Origin of the sequence: Lachnoanaerobaculum sp. ICM7 (genome assembly GCF_000287675.1) — a bacterium.
Taxonomy (GTDB): domain Bacteria; phylum Bacillota; class Clostridia; order Lachnospirales; family Lachnospiraceae; genus Lachnoanaerobaculum.
Map to the genome: position 1 here is coordinate 16332 of NZ_ALJL01000016.1, position 17744 is coordinate 34075.

Sequence of the window (17744 nt, forward strand, 5' to 3'; positions counted from 1 at the left end):
AAATTATTGTATATTATTAAAGGACTTTATATCACTCGGCATCATTGACTGAAATTTACCATCCTTTACAATTACAACAACGCCTTTCTTTGGTTTTGCTGCACCGTCTATATAGTATATTGATTTCCCATTAATATTCCTTACATTTCCACTCAATTCCGCCTCACGTACAACTTTTTCTGCTTGTTCCGTAAAATTATTAAAACCTTCAAGCGAATTATTAAAATCTCCAGGCGCTACTCCCAATCTTTCTTCTAATGATGGAATTCTTTCAGGAAATTTATCCCAATATTCTGAAAAATGTTTTACGCCTTGATTTGTTCCATCCTCAAGCACTCCCCATTTTCTCGCATTATCACTTTTTTGTATCGCCTCTTTTATATTAGCAGCTTTATCCGTCGTTTTAGCTACATCATCAACTTTATCAGCCAGTGTTTTCTTATCTCCTGGTTTTACATCATCAACTACACTTCCCTTACCTGCTTTAACCGCATCAGAAGTATTTTCTCCAATTTCCAAAATTGGTTTTACAGGCTTAGTTTCGCTTATTTTATTAATTTCAGGAACTTCTATCTTAGGATCATTTGGTTTATTAATATCAGGAAGCTTTACCTTAGGCTCTTCCGCCATACCTGCGTTTGCAGCCTCATCAACATTCTTTGCTATTCCCTCCGCTATAGAATTATGTTTTACCACATCATCAGCATTATTCGTTATCTCTGCTACTTTCGCAGCCCTCTCAGTATCTGATACTTTATCTATAGCTTTACCCGCATCATCTACTTTATCAAATGCTTTAGCTATATCTATCGCAGTATCAAGTTCTTTTTCAACCTTTGCTATAGAGGAAGCACCTTTTGTTAAATATTTAGTTTTAGCAGCGGATCCCACCATAAACATTGCTACTTCGAACTTAAGTCTTCCTACAAAGTTTGCCCTACTTTCCATTGTTCCATGGATAAGTTTTTCATTAACATAGTTAGTTCCCGTCTGTAAAACCATCTCCGGATTTTCCATTACTCCTGCAATACCTTCTAAGGTATCTAAAGGATGTACTATCAGATTCCCGATGCCGTCCAAAGTACCGCCTAAGCCGTCAATAAATATTCCTCTATTATGAGCACCCCACATTGACATAAACCCTGCGTTTACAGGCATATTAGTTGCACCTAAGAAACTTCCTAAATAGTTTGATACTAAAGGAATATTTCTAGCATATATATCATTGCCAAGCTGTGTACTTCCTTTAATTAAAGCATTCCTAACATTGTCATAATATATTCCAGTATTTGGAAACTTTATAAAACCTGTGCTGTCCAAGACTCTAATGTTTTGTGTTATCCAACCAAGTCCTGCACCATATGCTTTTATAGGAATCAAGGCAGCTATGGGATTGTTGAGGAACTTATTTTGCAAATCTGCTGTATTTTTTTGTATTTGTGAATATGCAATATCCCACTTACTTGGTATCGTCTTAGGTTTATCAAGCATTCCATTTACATAAATTTTAGGTTTTAAGTCCATTGTGTTTACCGGTCTAAGAAGCCTTTGTGTTTTTATTTTGCCTGCATCAGCTCGTGCATAATTTCTTGCAGGAATCTTAGATTTTACAAGCTTTTTTGCTGTACTTGCTCTTCTTGTGATGACGGTACTTGAGCGAATCGCCCTGGCAAATTTATTTGGTGTGAATCTTCCCACCCTTTGAGGTAATCTCTTATTTGCAAGTCTGCTTGAATTTCTACTTCTGTTTAAGGTTGTACTCCTTGCTAGATTCCTTGAAATAGCTGAACTTTGCCTTTTGCTTGCCTTCCCTACCCGTTTACCTTCAAAAGTCTTTGCTTTCTTTGGAGCTGCACTTGACCTTTTAGGAGCCGACTTTTGACTTTTTAATTTTGGAAGTTTACTTCCTCTTGAAACTGGCTTTAAACCGGACTTTGAGCTTATCTTAGAGGATAGACTTCTACTTCCTCCTGATTTTGAAGTTGTTCTTTTAGAACTTGATCTGGATGAGCCTTTTGACCTACTTTTTCTATAGCCTGCTGGGTCATTATAATTAACAGGATCATTTTCTACAAAACTGTATCCGTTTAAACTTAAAGATTCATCCAATTCTCCTTCAAAGCTGTCTTCAGAAAGAAATACCCCATCACTTGGTGAATAATATCTGGCTCTAAGGTAATATAATTTGGTATTATCACTCCATTCCCCATCAAATCCGAAGTCTTCTTCATTACCATCTTTTATGCCGAATGGTGTATAAGCAAAGAAATCTTTGGAGACTCCAAACTTTGCCAATACGCTATCATTATTATCTGAAAAATAAAATGATTCAAAGTCATTTGAATACTTTGCAATTCTTTCATTTCCATATAGATAATTACTTTCATTATTCTCGCCATAAACCTTTAACACCTGAGTATTGTCAAAGCTTACATCATTTATAAATCTTTTCTCTTTTAAAATTCCAGTTTCAGAATCTAAACTTCTTGTAATAGTTCTCTCGCCCATCGCATCATATACAGCTTCGAATACTTTGATATCATTTTTCTTTACCTCAATCAGATTATCATTGTAGTCATAGACATATGTATATTTTTCATCATTACTTATTGCTGATATACGGTTTCCGTTTTTGTCATAAGTATATAATGTAATACCATCTGGTGAACTTTTTTCTATTAGTCTGTTATTTTCGTCATATTTAAAAATTGTATTTTCAGTTTTATCACCTGATGTATGTGTTTCACTAAGCCTGTTTCCAGCATTGTCATATGTATAGCTGATGTCTTCTACAGCTTCATCATTTATAATTATGCAACTGGAAAGTTCACCTCTATCGGTATAGGTATATTGATAAGTAATTTTTTGAAAATTATTTTCATCGTTTTGGTTTTGTTCATTACCATTTTCGTGACTTACACCTTCTCTTTTAAAAGCAACAGCCTTTTGAACAATTCTTTCATTATCGTCATAATAAATTGTAAGTTCGGCAATAACTGCCTCAGACGTATCTTTATATGACTTATTTACCAGTTCTCCATTTTCATTAACGGTTTCTGTAATAATTTCACCGTTTGGTAAATATGTGGCAGTTGTATTATCAGCATATTCATAGCGGACAGTTTTATTTTCTCCATATGTAACAGCTGTTATTCTACTCACTTCATCATAAGTATATTGTACAGGAGTTTCTGTATCAATCTGTACCTTTATTAAATTTCCAGCAGTATCATAATTATAATTGACTGATTTACCAAAGCTATCTGTATACTTTGTAATGTTACCAAATAAGTCATACTCGTATGTGGAAGTACCTGCCTCTCCAACGGCTTCCGTTACATTTCCAGTGGAATCATATCTATACCTTGCCAATTCTCTTTTTTCACCACCCATAACCCTGCTTTGAGCTGTAATTTGTCCCTCTTTGTCATAAGTGTACTCTAGTATTGTGCCGTCAGCCTTTATAATGCGTACAGGTGTGTCAAACTCACCATATTCATAACTTTCAATATCTCCCAAAGGATTTTTTCTTTTTATGACTCTTGAAAGATTATCTCTGATAAACTGTGTTATATGAAAATTTCCATCTGTAAATTCCAGTAAATCTCCACCAGTATTAGTTTTATATGAAATATCACCTACTTTAAAGCTTTGCACATTGGGCAAACCTGTTTCAGGCCTTTTTGTATTAACCTCGTTAGGTGTTACAGAGGTAACAAGATTTCTAGGACTATAGGTAAAATATGTATCATCTCCAGCTACTCCTGTAATAGATATCAGATTGCCATTTCCGTCATATGAGAATTTTTCAACGCCTGCATTACTTTCCTTTTTTACTAGTTGACCTTTGGCATCATAGTTAAACTTTACTTCATCCTTGTCATTTTTTATGTCTAAAAGCTGTTTCTTCGCATTCACTGTATAAAGGGTTTCTTCATTCTCTCCACCATATGAATGAATCTCTTTTATAAGATTACTTATCTTATCATATTCATAGCTGTAAGTATCTCCTGAGAATAAGTTCTCTTTTTTAAGCTGACCGCAGGAGTCATATTCATATTTGTTTTTTTCTCCCCAACTATTGGATTCTTCCAGAATATTTCCAAAGGTATCATAGGTATAATTAAATTCACCCTCACTATTGCTTTCGTTGACTATCTGCCCTATCTTATCATAACTGTAAGTGGATCTTTCACCCAAGGAGTTATTTTCCTCTATAATTTGACCGTATAAATCATAATTATATTTTATTTCATTTCCGGCATTATCAATAATAGAAGTGATATTACCAACAGCATCATATATATATTTTTCATATTCCCCTGTGGAATACTCTTTTCTTGTAATTCTTAGCAGTGAATCATATGAATAGGTAACTTTTTTCCCATCAACATCAGTTATTTCAGTTATATTTCCTAATGCATCATATTGATACTTTTCACTTGCCCCATTAGGATATATTATCTCTGTATTTCTTCCAAGGGCATCATAGCGGTATAGAATAGGATTATTGTTCCCATCAGTATACATGATAAGATTATTGTTTATATCATATGAAAATTTTTTGATATTTCCCAAAGCATCCACAGCTTGTGTTATATTCCCTTTTACATCATAGGTATATAAAACCGTGGCACCATCTCCATCTTTTTCACTTAAAACCTGACCTAAACCATCATATGTATACTCAGTAAAGTCATCTCCTGTAGTTTCTTTTGTCAAATTCCCAAATGCATCATAGGTATAAGTTGTAACTGTACCAAATATATCTGTACTGCTTATTAAGTTGCCGACTTCATCATAGGAAAAGCTTTCAGTTGTACCGTCGGCATAGGCTATATTAGTAATCCTGCTATCACTATTATATTTATACCTAATGATTTCACCTAAGCTATTGGTCTCTGTAAGTAAATTTCCTGAATTATCATATGTATATTTTTCATCCAGATCCTTATTATCAAAAATCCTGATTATTCTATCCTCGGAATCATATTCTATATTCGTGATCAATCCATTTGGTTCCTCCTGTGAAATCAATCTGTCAAAATCATCATATGTATAATTATAAACATTTCCGTCTGCTAATGTGACTGTGGATATATTCTCATTTTTTACATAGCTATACCCTGTTCTATTCCCCATGGCGTCTATTTGCGCTATAACTCTTCCTGACTCATCCCACTCGTATTTGGTTTCATCTCCAAGAGCATCTGTTATACTTGAGATATTTCCGCTATCATCATAGGCAATACTTAAAACTCGATTTCCATTAAATTTACTTCCTATAAAATTTCCTGAATCATCATATGAATTTTCAGTTTTTGCACCGTACTCATCAATAAATTCTACAGGATCTGCTATACCGTCTTTATAAGCATACTTTGTAAGCCCTCCATTAGCATCAGTTATAGATGTAATTCTTCCCTTATCATCATATGAGTATGCTGTGAAATTTCCAAAAGCATCAATTAATGCTTCCGGTGCATTAATCGCTTTGTCATATATTATTTTAGAAATAGTACTATCATTACTCTCTATGCCTATTACACGGTACTTTTCATCAAAAAAATAGGAATCTTTACTTCCCTTTTCATCTAAAACTTCTGTTTTTCCATCTAAATAGTTAAAAGATACTTCTTTATCATTACCAATTATTATATTTTTAACTCTTCCATCAGTGTTATATGATATTCGAAAAGCTTCTTTGTCTTCATTATCAAATTTATTTGCAAGCCTCTTAGAGACATCATATTTATAAATAATTTTTTCACCGGAAGTGTTTGTTACAGATACCAGTCTGTCATCATCATAATCATATTTCAGGTTTATATCCGCTGAACTTATTTCAGAGATAAAACCTGAATTATTTATTTGTATATCATATGTTTTTTCTTCATCAAAAATAATTTTAGATAATTTCCCGTTATTATATAGAAGCTGTGTTTTGTTGTTAGATAAATCTGAAATTTCCAGCAACTTTCCATCTTCGTCAAATCTTTCTAAAATCCCGCCGATATCATTTCTTAAAATGAACTCACCTGAAGGCTCTTTTTTTATTGAAAGTTCAGGATTCAAATTTGAATAATATAAACCTTCATTGTATGTAAAGTTAATACATGCCCCGTCATACCTTCTATAAATAATAACATTACTACTTTGATTTATAGATTCATCATAGACAAAGGACCTGCCAAATCCAAAAAGCCCTGTTTTATAACTCATTGAATTATAGTATACAGACAAATCTTCTGATAAGCTCACATCCTCATCGGCTAAAAGAAAATTTCCTGTTGTAACATTGACACCTTGGGTAAATTCAGTATTTGACATTTCTCCAAGTAGAGATTCATCAGTCACCTTATAATCTCTTATAGCTGATGCTATATCATTACTGTCACCACCTGTAAATCCGCCCTTTAATCTTGCAGCTTTTTCCAGCTTTACAATGCTCCCATTCGCCTCTCTAAGAGCATCCTTGTAATAATAATACCTTGTTATAGCCTCTTTATCAATATTTACACCAAATGCTGGAAATATTGACTCCAAAACAAGACTTGCACTCAAAATCCCTGTGACAATACTTTTAAATATTATTCTATTTTTCATTCCTATTCACCTTTTTCTAACACTACGAGTATTTAATTTATAAATACAAATTACACTGATTTTATACAATATATAGATAAGTTTTGTCAACAGAAAAATCCAATTTTTGGCAATAGTTTTCTCTTGTCCATCTACTATTTAGGTTTCAATTTTGTTTTAAAAGAAGAGTTATACTTAGCTTAATATTTATGCAGTCCTAGATATAAAATATCTCGCTTTTCAAAAATTAGTACTTTGAAGTCTCGAATTTTTTCATGCATACCTAATTCTACATGAATATTCTATACTCCATCTTGAATTCTACAATTTTTAATGTGTACTATATGAAATTTATCACATGAAAGATTTTGTATTCAAACGTATCTTTAACTACTTCATGCTTAACCCTTTTAAACAGCTTCAAATCTTTGATGCCTTTTCTTTAAATAGTTTTTCCTAATATTCTTTTAAAGACACAAAGAGCTCTTGCTCTTAATTCATGAATTATATGTGTTCAGTACTTTTAATTTCAAATATCAATCAAATGAAGGAGGCTTTGAAGAGTTATTACTGTCTCAAAAATCTCTTCATTAACTCTTAATTACTGATTTTCCTTTGCTGTTTTACGATTATATCTCCACTATCTTAGTTCCATGTGCTGCAACTATATTAGGGAGCTTCTTTATTAATTTATCCAGATTTTTAAAGCTTACACCACCGCCCGGCATTATATCCACATGGCATTCATTTCCACATTCAATATATGCCTTAAGAGTATCTATATTGTCAAATATATCATTATTTTCATGATAACCATGTGTAAGGATCGTATCTATTCCAAGTTTTGATAATGTCTTTATTGCCTCCAGTCTTTTTTCAAGGGCTTCCTCAGGATTTAATCCGACACCTATCTGATCAAAGGCCATATGGAATGTAAAGTCCATATCTTTTCTGAAAAACTTAGGTGCACCCACAAGTTCTTTGATAAATTCCTTGTCAAGTTCTCCGTCCTCTTTCAAAGCACCTATTACGGCTCTTTTTATACCCTGTTTTGCCATATCCTTTAAATCATTATACATAACCGCTTTTTCAATATTGTTATATACAAAGTTTCCGCCTCTGGCTCTTATCATGACTGCAAGCTCTACATTATTTGAATCACAAAAATACTTGGCATAGTCTCTTACTCCGACACTTACTGTAGTTCCTCCTACAGCCAAATTGTCACAAAGCTCAATTCTTTTTGCACCGGCATTTACCACTTCCTTCAAATAAGTAATATTTTCAATACAAGCCTCTAAAATCATATTCTCTCCCTATTTCAATTCTATCTCCACCACAGAATCTCTATCATCCGGAAGTGGATAACAATCGCTCGCAGATGTATCAAAGAAGAAGAAAGCATCCTTTGCAAATTCTTTTAAATTCCAGTAATTACTTTGCAATATTTCACTTCCATCTCTTAAAAGACGCATCTTCTTTATTTTACCGACCATATCACATAAAGCTATAGCACCTGCCTGTTCCTCAAACACATGTGCATATAAAAACTTTCCGTTTTGAGTAAATCTACCCCACTCAGGTTTATTATATTCCGAAATTCCGCATCCGTAAATACTCTTTGAGTTTTCCTTCATCCAATCACCAACTTTTTCGAGTATTTCAACAGATTCCTTCGGTATTTCTCCATTTGCCTTAGGTCCGACATTTAAAATAAGATTTCCGTTCTTGCTTACACATTCCACAAGCATTCTGATTATAAGCTTGTCGGATTTAAAATGCTTATCATGAGCGTGATATCCCCAGTTATTATTCATAGTGATACAAGCCTCCCACGGTATTGAGTTGCCTGCTTCATCCACAATTCCCTCAGGTGGTATCATTTGCTCCGGTGATGCAAAATCACCTGCATAAGTACTTGGGTTTAATGTTTTGATTGTACCTGCATATTCCGCACTGCCCTCAAGTCTGTTATCTGTGATAATATCCGGCTGATACTCTCTTACCATCTCCATAAGTTCCTTTGCCTTCCACTTATCACAGTTCATAGGACCGTAGGAAAAATCAAACCACATCAGATCAAGCTTTCCATATCCGGTTACAAGTTCTTTTATTTGAGCATGCATGAAATCAAGATAATTATCAAAATTGTGATTGTACCCCTTCCACTCCTCATTATCTCTCATAGGGTGGTGCATATCACCATAGTGGGGATAGTCCTCATGTCTCCAGTCAAGCAGTGAAAAATAAAGACCGACCTTTATACCCTCCGCTCTGAATGCATCCAAAAACTCTCGTACCAGATCTCTGTGGCATGCGGCATTCATGGAATTAAAATCACTCACCTTACTGTCATAAAGGCAGAATCCGTCATGGTGCTTAGCTGTCAACACCGCATATTTCATACCGGCCTTTTTTGCAAGTCTTGCCCATTCCTTAGGATCATAATTCTCACATGAAAACTCATCCATCAGATAATCATAGTCCTCTTTTTTTATCCTCTCTCTTGAACGCACCCATTCGCCTCTTGCAGGTATTGCATAAAGTCCCCAGTGTATAAACATACCGAATCTGGCATCCCTATACCACTCGGTTCTTCTTGTTCTCTCTTCAATAAGTTTATTCATTACTTCTCCTTTATAAGATCACTTATCTTTTCTATCAGATTTCCGCTTCCTACCTGATAACCGCTAAATGCATATACAGCCCTATTGCCCTTACAAAGAGCAACTATCGGCAAAGTCTCATGATTTACAAAAGTACTTCTTCCGAATGCCTCCTGCAGATCCTCACCAAAGTTTGTATGAATATTATTATACAAGCTTTTTTTCAATAGTTCATTTATTGCACTGTCTTTATTTTCAAATTCATTTGTAAAAATAAGGTCTAACTTCATATTCTTTAAAAGATCTTCTTTTATCAAAAGATCATTTGCAATATGTTGTGACGGTTCCTCTTCTTCCTTCATCCACATAATAAGTCTTATCTTGTCATCGGAAATATTTAACCTCTCCTCCAGTTCCCTTGGCAATATAAAGGCGGAAAGCATATCATTTATATCAGCCTGCATATATTCCAATTTAACCTTATTTTCAACGGCAGGTTTTAGATTCAATATATTATATTTTGCACATATGTTTCCGTTCGGCAATCTGTTTTGAGTAGCCAAAACATACTCTCCGGCAGGCAATTCCATATGTTCTTTAATACTGCTCTTATCAAGAGATATAAGATTATTTTCAAAACTGTCATATTTTGAGATTGAAAACGATTCTCCAAATCCGCTAAGATCTCCCTCAATATGTAAATGAGATATTTCTGTATTTGTAACCTCTTCCCTGATACAGCAACTGTCTATATACTTTAAAGTATCAAGTATCTTGGAAAGTTCAGACAGCAATCTGAATTCTTCATTCTCATATACATATACATCAGCATTTACAAGTTTAGAAGCTATTCCCATACTTCTTAGTACATTAACAGCAAAAATCTTTACAGAAAGCGCATTTGAAATCCTTGTTTTATATACTCCTATTGCTCCTGTAATCGGCTTTTCTCTTGTAAGACTTATTCCTTTAACAAATTCCAGTAAAGATTCTATATCTGTAAATATATCTCTGAAAACATGTCTGCATGGGGTAAGATGTTCAAAGTAAACTCTTGGATTTTGAATATAGTTTAAATATATTTCTACATTTACATTATATATATTCTTTGAATCAAAGCAGTCCCTAAGCACTTCTATACTTATATCTCTCTTATCCTTCTCCGAGAGTATATCCCAAAGCTTTTCCATTCCTTCAGATACAGCCGTTTTTCTTACCGTATCATTTGGAAATTCCTTTATTTTGTACTCGCTTTCTCTCTTTTTTGGAGATTTCTTTCTGTTTCTTGTACTTGCCTGTGGAACATTAATAAATATTTCCTGATATTTATTGTACTCAGGCTCGAAATCATTTATATCAATATAAAAAGCACTTTTATCCTTAAGGTTTAAAGGTATTATATAGTTCTTATCGATATACATGCTTAGGAAAACATCTCCTATTCCTATATCTGTCTCATACTCTCCATATACATCTGTTTTTGCCTTTATTATAGGCGAAAACATCGAATAATTCATAAGACAGATATTAAAATCAAAATTTGAAAGAATTTTGTCACCGGCATATAAATATATCTTTATATGCTTTGTATCAGCATATCTTTTTGTTTGATTTATCTCATAAAGTCCGGCATTACATCCAAGATAGTCCTTTTCCTCTTTTTTTATATTTCCATACAATATGTTTTTTACTATCATTGATCTGGCTGAAGCATCATCAAACCAGCCTTTATCAAGTATTTCTTCAGGTTCACATGCTCCAAGATAATGCCAGTCATTATCCACATACACCTCTACCCATGCATGATTGTCATCACAATGGGCCCAAAGCGGTACATAAATCTGTCTTGCCGGTATACCTGCCGCTCTGAAAACAGATACTGCAAAAATTGATTCTTCACCGCATCTTCCAAAAGAGGACTTATATATTGTTATCGGATCCAAGGTCCTTATATCCGTAGTTCTGTAGGTAACATTTTTGCCACAAAAATAGTTGAGTTTCAAAACATTTTCCGTCTCAGATTCTCCAAGCATATCCTTTATAAGATCATAGAAAAAAGTCCTGTTTGCAACTATTTTTTCACTACCTATCCTGTGGAATAAAACATAGTTTAAAAATATATCTTCATCCAGATTTTTACATCTTGTATTTCTTAGGTACACACCTGACTTTGCATAGTCTAAAATCACTTCCTTATCTACATTTGCTATATCCGCATACGGCATATGTAAATATAAAAATGACAAATATTTTTTAAGTTCTTCATCTTCAAAACTTAAAATAAAGTTCTTTATCGAATCTGCAAAAGGATGATTTTTAAGTCTGTCTTCCATCTCAATAAAATATTCACACATATTTACTCCTTTACAGCACCTGCTGCAAGTCCGCTCTCAACCTTTTCCTGGAATAAAAGATAAATTGCCAGAGGTACTGCAACAGTTATAACTATACCTGCCATCATAAGACCGTATTCAGATCCTCTTTCACCGTTGAAATTTAAAAGTCCGAGTGAAATCGGGCGAAGTCTCTTATCGTTGATAAAGAGAAGCGGGAAAAGTATATTATTCCATGCGCCCATAAAGTTAAATATGGAAATAGTGGATATTGCAGGTAATGTAAGAGGTATCATTATCTTAGAATAAATCTGGAAATAATTTGCCCCGTCTATAATAGCCGCCTCTTCCAAAGAACGGTTAACTCCCTTCATAAAGGTAATCATTACCATAATACTGAAAGGAAGATTAAATGCAACATATACCAGTACCAGAGCAAAAATATTATTCTTTAAATTAAATAGTCCTATAATATAAGATACCGGAACCAAGATAGTATGCATCGGTACCATCATTCCAAGCATGAATACCAATACCAAAACCTTATTAAGTTTAAAATCAAATCTTGCCAGAGCATATGCAGCCATTGTGGAAATCAAACTTGTTAAAATAACGGTTGAGCCTGATTGTATTACAGAGTTTATAAAGTAAGCACTCATGTTTGCATCTTTCCATGCTATAACATAATTGCTCCACTGCGGATTTTTAGGCAGTGCAAAAGGATCTGAAAATATATCCAACTTTGTTTTCAAAGAAGAAATAATAGTAAATAACATGGGCATTACAAATATTATTGCCATAATAATTAGGAAAGTATATGCTATTACCTTCATACTTATATTTGATTTTTTCATATCAGTCCACTCTCCTTCCTCTGTTTAATAATGTATTACTTCCAACGGTTCCTATAAGACATATAAGCATTATAATTATACCTATAGCGGAACCTACTCCATAATGGCTGTACTTAAATGCCTCACTTATCATGAGAGTTGTAGGCAGGTTTGTAAGTCCGTTCGGACCTCCGCTTGTCATTGCATACACAAGATCGAAAACCTTCACACTTCCTATGATATCCATAACTATACACATAATCAAAGTAGGCTTTAACATAGGAATTGTAACATTAAAAAACATCTGTACAGGATTGGCACCGTCAATAGATGCCGCCTCATATAAGTCTTTCGGAATTACTGTAAGTCCTGCCAATATGATTACCATATAATAACCTATTCCTGCCCAGACATTTACACCTACTATTGTATTCATTGCGGTTGCTTTATTTACAAGCCAGGGAATGGCAAATTGCTTTAATCCTATATTTGTAAGCAAAGTATTAAGTGCACCTGTAGGCATGAAAACAAAGTACCACATAAGACCTATCGCAGTCATAGGAAAAACTGTGGGTACAAAAAATATTGTTTTAAACACTCTGTATCCTTTAAGCTTTGCATTTACGGCCACAGCCAAAAGAAGCGCTATCGGTGTGTGTAAAAGCACACTGAATACTACCATCCTTGCCATATTTGAAAGTGAAAGTATAAACTGCTTATTGTGAAATGCACTTATATAATTATCAAAACCTACAAATGTCAGCTTGGTACCTGCCAGTCCGTCCCACTCTACAAAGGAGAAGTATATTCCTCCGGCTATAGGTATCAGCTGAAATATCGTATATAGGAGTAATGCCGGTAAGATAAATAAAAAAATCGTGAATTTTGCTTTGGTGGTTTTTAACTTTATCATTCTTGTCTCCTTAATATTTAAAATAGAGCTGTTTGCTAAATCAAACAGCTCTAATACCTCTAAAAGCTTAGCCTATATTTCGGCTCTAAGCTATTCTTATTTTGCATTATCTATTTCAGCCTGAATCTCGGCAGCTGCTTCCTCTGCACTTGATCCTGTAAATAAGCTCATAATTGAGTTTCTTGTTCTGTCCTGCATAGATGTAAGTTCATCAAAGTCAAATACATCAACTCCGATACCCTCACTTGTAGCACCAAGCTTCATGCTTTCCACAAATAAAGGTGTTACCTTGCTCTCATCAATATCAACGCCCTCTATAGGCATAATAAACTGTGCTTCTTCCGCGTATTTCTTTGCCGCTTCTTTGCTTGTAAGCATCTTTACAAGTTCAATTGTAAGCTCCAATTCTTTTCCTTCAAGCTTTCCGTTTATCATATATGGGCTGATTACCTGCATATCATAGTTCTTATATTCCGGCTTCTCTTTAAAATAAGGGAATTTTGCAAGTTTGATATCTTCATTTACAGGTGTCTTCTCAGGATCTGTAAATCTACCGATCATCCAAGGTCCTGTAACAACCATTGCAGCCTCACCGTTTTGGAAAGCTGTCATCGCCACATCATCCTGCATACCTACAGCATTAGGATCAAATGCCTTAGCATCAATTAAATCCTTGATATACTGAAGTGTCTGTACAACATCAGGGTCTGTCCACTTCTTGCTTCTGTTTCCAAGTTCTTTTGCAGCCTCTGTTCCAAGCCACTTATAGAAAATCTGATCATGTAAATGTCCACCCATGTAGTTTGAGCTCTCGCCTAAAGCAATAGGTGTAACACCGTTTGCATTTAACTTATCAATTGCTGCTAAAAGCTCATCCCATGTCTCAGGGAATTTCTCAACTCCGGCCTCTTTTAATATATCCTCATGATAATAAACACCTATAAGACCCGACTCCATAGGAATTGCATAAGTTCCCTCTTTACCCGGAACACTGTAGTATGACAATGCTCCCGGTGCAAAACTCTTACCCCACTCAGGGTCCGCCTCAAGGTATGGTGTAACGTCCAACAGGAATCCGTTATCAATATACTTTTGAAGGTTTGCAACACCCTGTACACGATAAATATTAGCCATTTTACCTGAAGCCATATCTGTTGATAAGATATTGTTAAATGCGCTCTCATCTCCCTGTGAGTCGTCAATTATCTCAACTTCAGGATGCTTCGCCTTAAATTCATCTATAATACCGTTGTAGATTTTTACTATATCTGAAGTTCCTGCCATACGGGTAAGTAGTCTTATCTTAATCTTTTCACTTGAATCGCCTGAACTGTTTGCGGAATCGGCTGCCTTTTGTGATTCACCGCCTCCGTTTTTTCCCGAACCGCAAGCCGCAAGTGCTCCGATTGATAGTGCCAATGTCATACCCAGCATCGCAATTTTCTTTAACTTCATAAACTCCTCCTTAAAAAACACGATACAAAATTTATGCTCTGATTATAGCAATTTAGATTCTTACATCCCATGGAATTTTTATAGATTTCTTGTCATTTTAAACTCACCCATGTATAATTATTTCAATGAATTTTTGATTAAAACGCATATCAATAGTTATATTTTAGTCAAAGTTAAAAATATAAGGTTATTTATCGCTATTTTTAGGAGTTGAGTTTGAAAAGTAAGAGTATTTATCTGCAACTGTTTGACGGCCTCAGGCTTATGGTGTTACTTCCTGTAGGTATACTGTTTTTTATTACAAGTATTATATTTATGTTCTATTATACAGACGATAGAATTGAGGCTTCCGATATACAGCTTAGCCATATAGAAAATCGTCTGGATCACTACTTTACTTCAGCTACACACTATTCAAGACTTCTTTTAAACAATGATGTTATACAGCATGGCTTTGACACTTATTATAATAATACGGACGGTTTTTCAGCTCAGAAAATCAATATGAGTCTGGAAATTTACAAACTTATATATCCTGCACCATATATATACGGTATCAGTATATATGATAAGGACTACAGTATTATTATGAGTTCTGAAAGGAAGCAGTATCCAAGTGATTTTAAAGCTATCCTTGTAACCGGCGGAAAATGGTTTGCAACAAAAAAGTATGATATCTCCAGTGATAATCTGATCGATACATTCTCATATGTACATCCGATATATGACTACAGGAGCGGTGATCTGTACGGCTATATAGAACTTATTATCTCGGAAAAAAGTATATCAGATATATACGCGGTATCCGATACCTCAAGTTCTCTTTATCTGCTTGTAGATAATGAGTATGATATTATAAGTAAATCCGACTATCTGAATGAGAAAAATACTCTTACGGATACTATAATAGGCGCGGTCAAATCGGGAAAATCAGGGCATATTTTTTCAGGTTACGGCTTTATAAATACAATGCCTTTAAAGTCCTATCCTTGGAAGCTTGTACATTTTATTCCCCTTTTCTTTTTTATAAAGCCTGCGCTTACTATAGGAATCGCTTTTTTTATAACTGCATGCTTTTCTCTCGGACTGGCACTTTTTATGTCAAAAGATATTGCTAAAAACCTCAGTAAGCCTATTTATGCTTTGGTAGAACATACAAGATTTGTAAGTAAAGGAAATTGGAAAGAATTTTCATATGAAGCCGACTCTCCTGAGATGAAAGAACTTATAGGAGATTTTAATATAATGTTGAAGTCTCAAAATGAACTTAAGAACAAGTTGATAGATATTGAAAAAGAGAAAAACCGTATTGAGATAGATAAGGTGAATGAACAGATTAAGCCTCATTTTCTTTACAACACTCTTGACAATATATATTCTCTTGCAAGTCTTGATGAAAAGCAAACTTTAATGGAACTTGTGATGAATCTTTCAAAATTTTACAGAGGAAGTTTAAGCCTCGGAAAAAGTTTTGTGAATATAGAAGAAGAGTTACATACTTGCAAGGCTTATCTTGATATAATGTCTGTAAGATACCATGACAAATTTGAATACAGCATTTCCTGTGACAGAAATATAACGCAATTTAAATGCCCGAAACTCATACTGCTTCCGCTTGTGGAAAACAGTATTTATCATGGTATAAAGGGTTTAAAGTATAAGGGAAATATAAATATAACCGTAAATCAGGACGAAGATAATATATTATTTACAGTATCTGATAACGGCTTCGGAATAGATATGGATAATTTAAATCATATACTTGAAGATGAAACCGATAATAACCACCACTTTGCTCTAAAGCATATAAACAGGATTTTAAAGCTGTATTACGGTAATGATTACAAGCTCGACTTTGAGAATCAAACTCTCGGCTGCAGTATTTCTTTTAAAATAAAAAAGGAGTTCTTATGATAAAACTTGTTATTGCCGATGATGAATATTTTATTCGTGCAAGACTTGAAAAGATTATATCCGACAACAGAACAAATATAGATATAGTCTCCTTATGTGAAGACGGAGAAGATGTTATAAAATGTCTTTCACTTACTAAAGTAGATCTTTTACTTATGGATATAAAAATGATATCTGTAACAGGTCTTGAAGTGGCCGGATATATTTTTGAAAATAAATTAAATACAAAAATAATACTTCTATCAGGATATAATGATTTTAATTTTGCCGTAGAGGCAATGCGCTACGGTGTATTTGACTATCTCACAAAGCCCATAAGTGAAGAAGCTCTTTTAGAAAGTCTTGATAAATGCATTGATGTTATTGAATCTTCAAAAAATATGCCAAAAGACCAAAGCATAGCTAAGTTATCAGTATTGTTTAAAAAAGAAAATGTAATCTTACAAGCTAAAGATATCAGTACTATAAGACCGTCTGTTATAAAATATATGTCAAATTCAGATAAAGAGTCTTATGTGAGTTTTATAAGTGCTAATACAAAAGATATACTGGATAATTATAATGCAACAACTCTTTATAAATTCATTCGTGAAATACTAAACAGTCTTGATATAAAGTATCATATACTGCAGAGCCTTACCCTGGTTCAGTTTATGCAGGAAAATATTTTTGAAAAGGATATATCCTGTATAGAAAAACTTGAGGATATTTTAATTGAAATCGGTGTTGACTGTATGGGATTAAACACTATCTTAACTAAGGAGCAGCTTATCGGAAAGCAGATACTTGAAGATATAGAAAGAAATTATTCGAATTATGATTACACTGTAGCAGAAATCGCAAAGAATATAGGTAAAAATCCGTCATATATCAATACGGTATTTAAAAAAGTATATGGAAGTACAATAAAACAAACTCTCTCGGATTACCGACTTGAAAAAGCGAAAAAACTTTTGCGAAACAGTAATATGAAAATAGTGGATATAGCCTCAGAATGCGGATATTCCGATATATTTTATTTCAGCAAAAGATACAAGGCAAAGTTTGGATATCCTCCAAGTGAAGAAAACTTGAAATTATAAGAAAAAACCACCATGTAAAAATT

9 protein-coding genes are annotated in these 17744 nt (G+C 34.0%); 2 read left to right on the plus strand and 7 right to left on the minus strand.

The window, feature by feature from the left end; genetic code table 11:
• Window positions 1-3: 3 nt before the first annotated feature.
• The 7 genes from HMPREF1140_RS02885 to HMPREF1140_RS02915 all read right to left on the minus strand — a co-directional run bounded on the left by HMPREF1140_RS02885 (window position 4) and on the right by HMPREF1140_RS02915 (window position 14725).
• The gene (locus tag HMPREF1140_RS02885) at window positions 4-6606 is read right to left on the minus strand and encodes an RHS repeat-associated core domain-containing protein (protein WP_009662612.1); all 6603 of its coding nucleotides are present in this window, start codon (window positions 6604-6606) and stop codon (window positions 4-6) included.
• A gap of 608 nt (window positions 6607-7214) precedes the next feature.
• Entirely contained in the window at window positions 7215-7892 is a 678-nt protein-coding gene (locus HMPREF1140_RS02890; RefSeq protein WP_009662486.1) for a copper homeostasis protein CutC, read from the minus strand.
• A 9-nt stretch (window positions 7893-7901) separates the two neighbouring features.
• Window positions 7902-9212: an alpha-L-fucosidase gene (locus HMPREF1140_RS02895; protein WP_009662714.1), complete on the minus strand. Its 1311-nt coding sequence runs from the start codon at window positions 9210-9212 to the stop codon at window positions 7902-7904.
• Complete coding sequence (locus HMPREF1140_RS02900; RefSeq protein ID WP_009662609.1) at window positions 9212-11545, minus strand: transglutaminase-like domain-containing protein; 2334 nt, start codon at window positions 11543-11545, stop codon at window positions 9212-9214. Before HMPREF1140_RS02900 ends, HMPREF1140_RS02895 begins: the two co-directional genes overlap by 1 nt.
• Window positions 11546-11547: 2 nt before the next feature.
• The gene (locus HMPREF1140_RS02905) at window positions 11548-12378 is read right to left on the minus strand and encodes a carbohydrate ABC transporter permease (protein WP_007591734.1); all 831 of its coding nucleotides are present in this window, start codon (window positions 12376-12378) and stop codon (window positions 11548-11550) included.
• A gap of 1 nt (window position 12379) precedes the next feature.
• Complete coding sequence (locus HMPREF1140_RS02910) at window positions 12380-13270, minus strand: carbohydrate ABC transporter permease (RefSeq protein WP_009662579.1); 891 nt, start codon at window positions 13268-13270, stop codon at window positions 12380-12382.
• A gap of 96 nt (window positions 13271-13366) precedes the next feature.
• The gene (locus HMPREF1140_RS02915) at window positions 13367-14725 is read right to left on the minus strand and encodes an ABC transporter substrate-binding protein (RefSeq protein WP_009662641.1); all 1359 of its coding nucleotides are present in this window, start codon (window positions 14723-14725) and stop codon (window positions 13367-13369) included.
• Between the two features lie 216 nt (window positions 14726-14941).
• Between HMPREF1140_RS02915 and HMPREF1140_RS02920 the strand changes: the two genes are divergently transcribed.
• Window positions 14942-16639: a sensor histidine kinase gene (locus HMPREF1140_RS02920; protein WP_009662433.1), complete on the plus strand. Its 1698-nt coding sequence runs from the start codon at window positions 14942-14944 to the stop codon at window positions 16637-16639.
• On the plus strand, window positions 16636-17721 hold the full coding sequence (locus tag HMPREF1140_RS02925) for a response regulator (RefSeq protein ID WP_009662495.1): 1086 nt from the start codon (window positions 16636-16638) through the stop codon (window positions 17719-17721). Before HMPREF1140_RS02920 ends, HMPREF1140_RS02925 begins: the two co-directional genes overlap by 4 nt.
• Window positions 17722-17744: the final 23 nt, after the last annotated feature.

What these genes read in the sequence shown, in the direction of transcription:
- HMPREF1140_RS02885 (WP_009662612.1), bottom strand. Translation starts at nt 6,606, where the DNA reads ATGAAAAATAGAATAATATTTAAAAGTATTGTCACAGGGATTTTGAGT.
- HMPREF1140_RS02890 (WP_009662486.1), bottom strand. Translation starts at nt 7,892, where the DNA reads ATGATTTTAGAGGCTTGTATTGAAAATATTACTTATTTGAAGGAAGTG.
- HMPREF1140_RS02895 (WP_009662714.1), bottom strand. Translation starts at nt 9,212, where the DNA reads ATGAATAAACTTATTGAAGAGAGAACAAGAAGAACCGAGTGGTATAGG.
- HMPREF1140_RS02900 (WP_009662609.1), bottom strand. Translation starts at nt 11,545, where the DNA reads ATGTGTGAATATTTTATTGAGATGGAAGACAGACTTAAAAATCATCCT.
- HMPREF1140_RS02905 (WP_007591734.1), bottom strand. Translation starts at nt 12,378, where the DNA reads ATGAAAAAATCAAATATAAGTATGAAGGTAATAGCATATACTTTCCTA.
- HMPREF1140_RS02910 (WP_009662579.1), bottom strand. Translation starts at nt 13,270, where the DNA reads ATGATAAAGTTAAAAACCACCAAAGCAAAATTCACGATTTTTTTATTT.
- HMPREF1140_RS02915 (WP_009662641.1), bottom strand. Translation starts at nt 14,725, where the DNA reads ATGAAGTTAAAGAAAATTGCGATGCTGGGTATGACATTGGCACTATCA.
- HMPREF1140_RS02925 (WP_009662495.1), top strand. Translation starts at nt 16,636, where the DNA reads ATGATAAAACTTGTTATTGCCGATGATGAATATTTTATTCGTGCAAGA.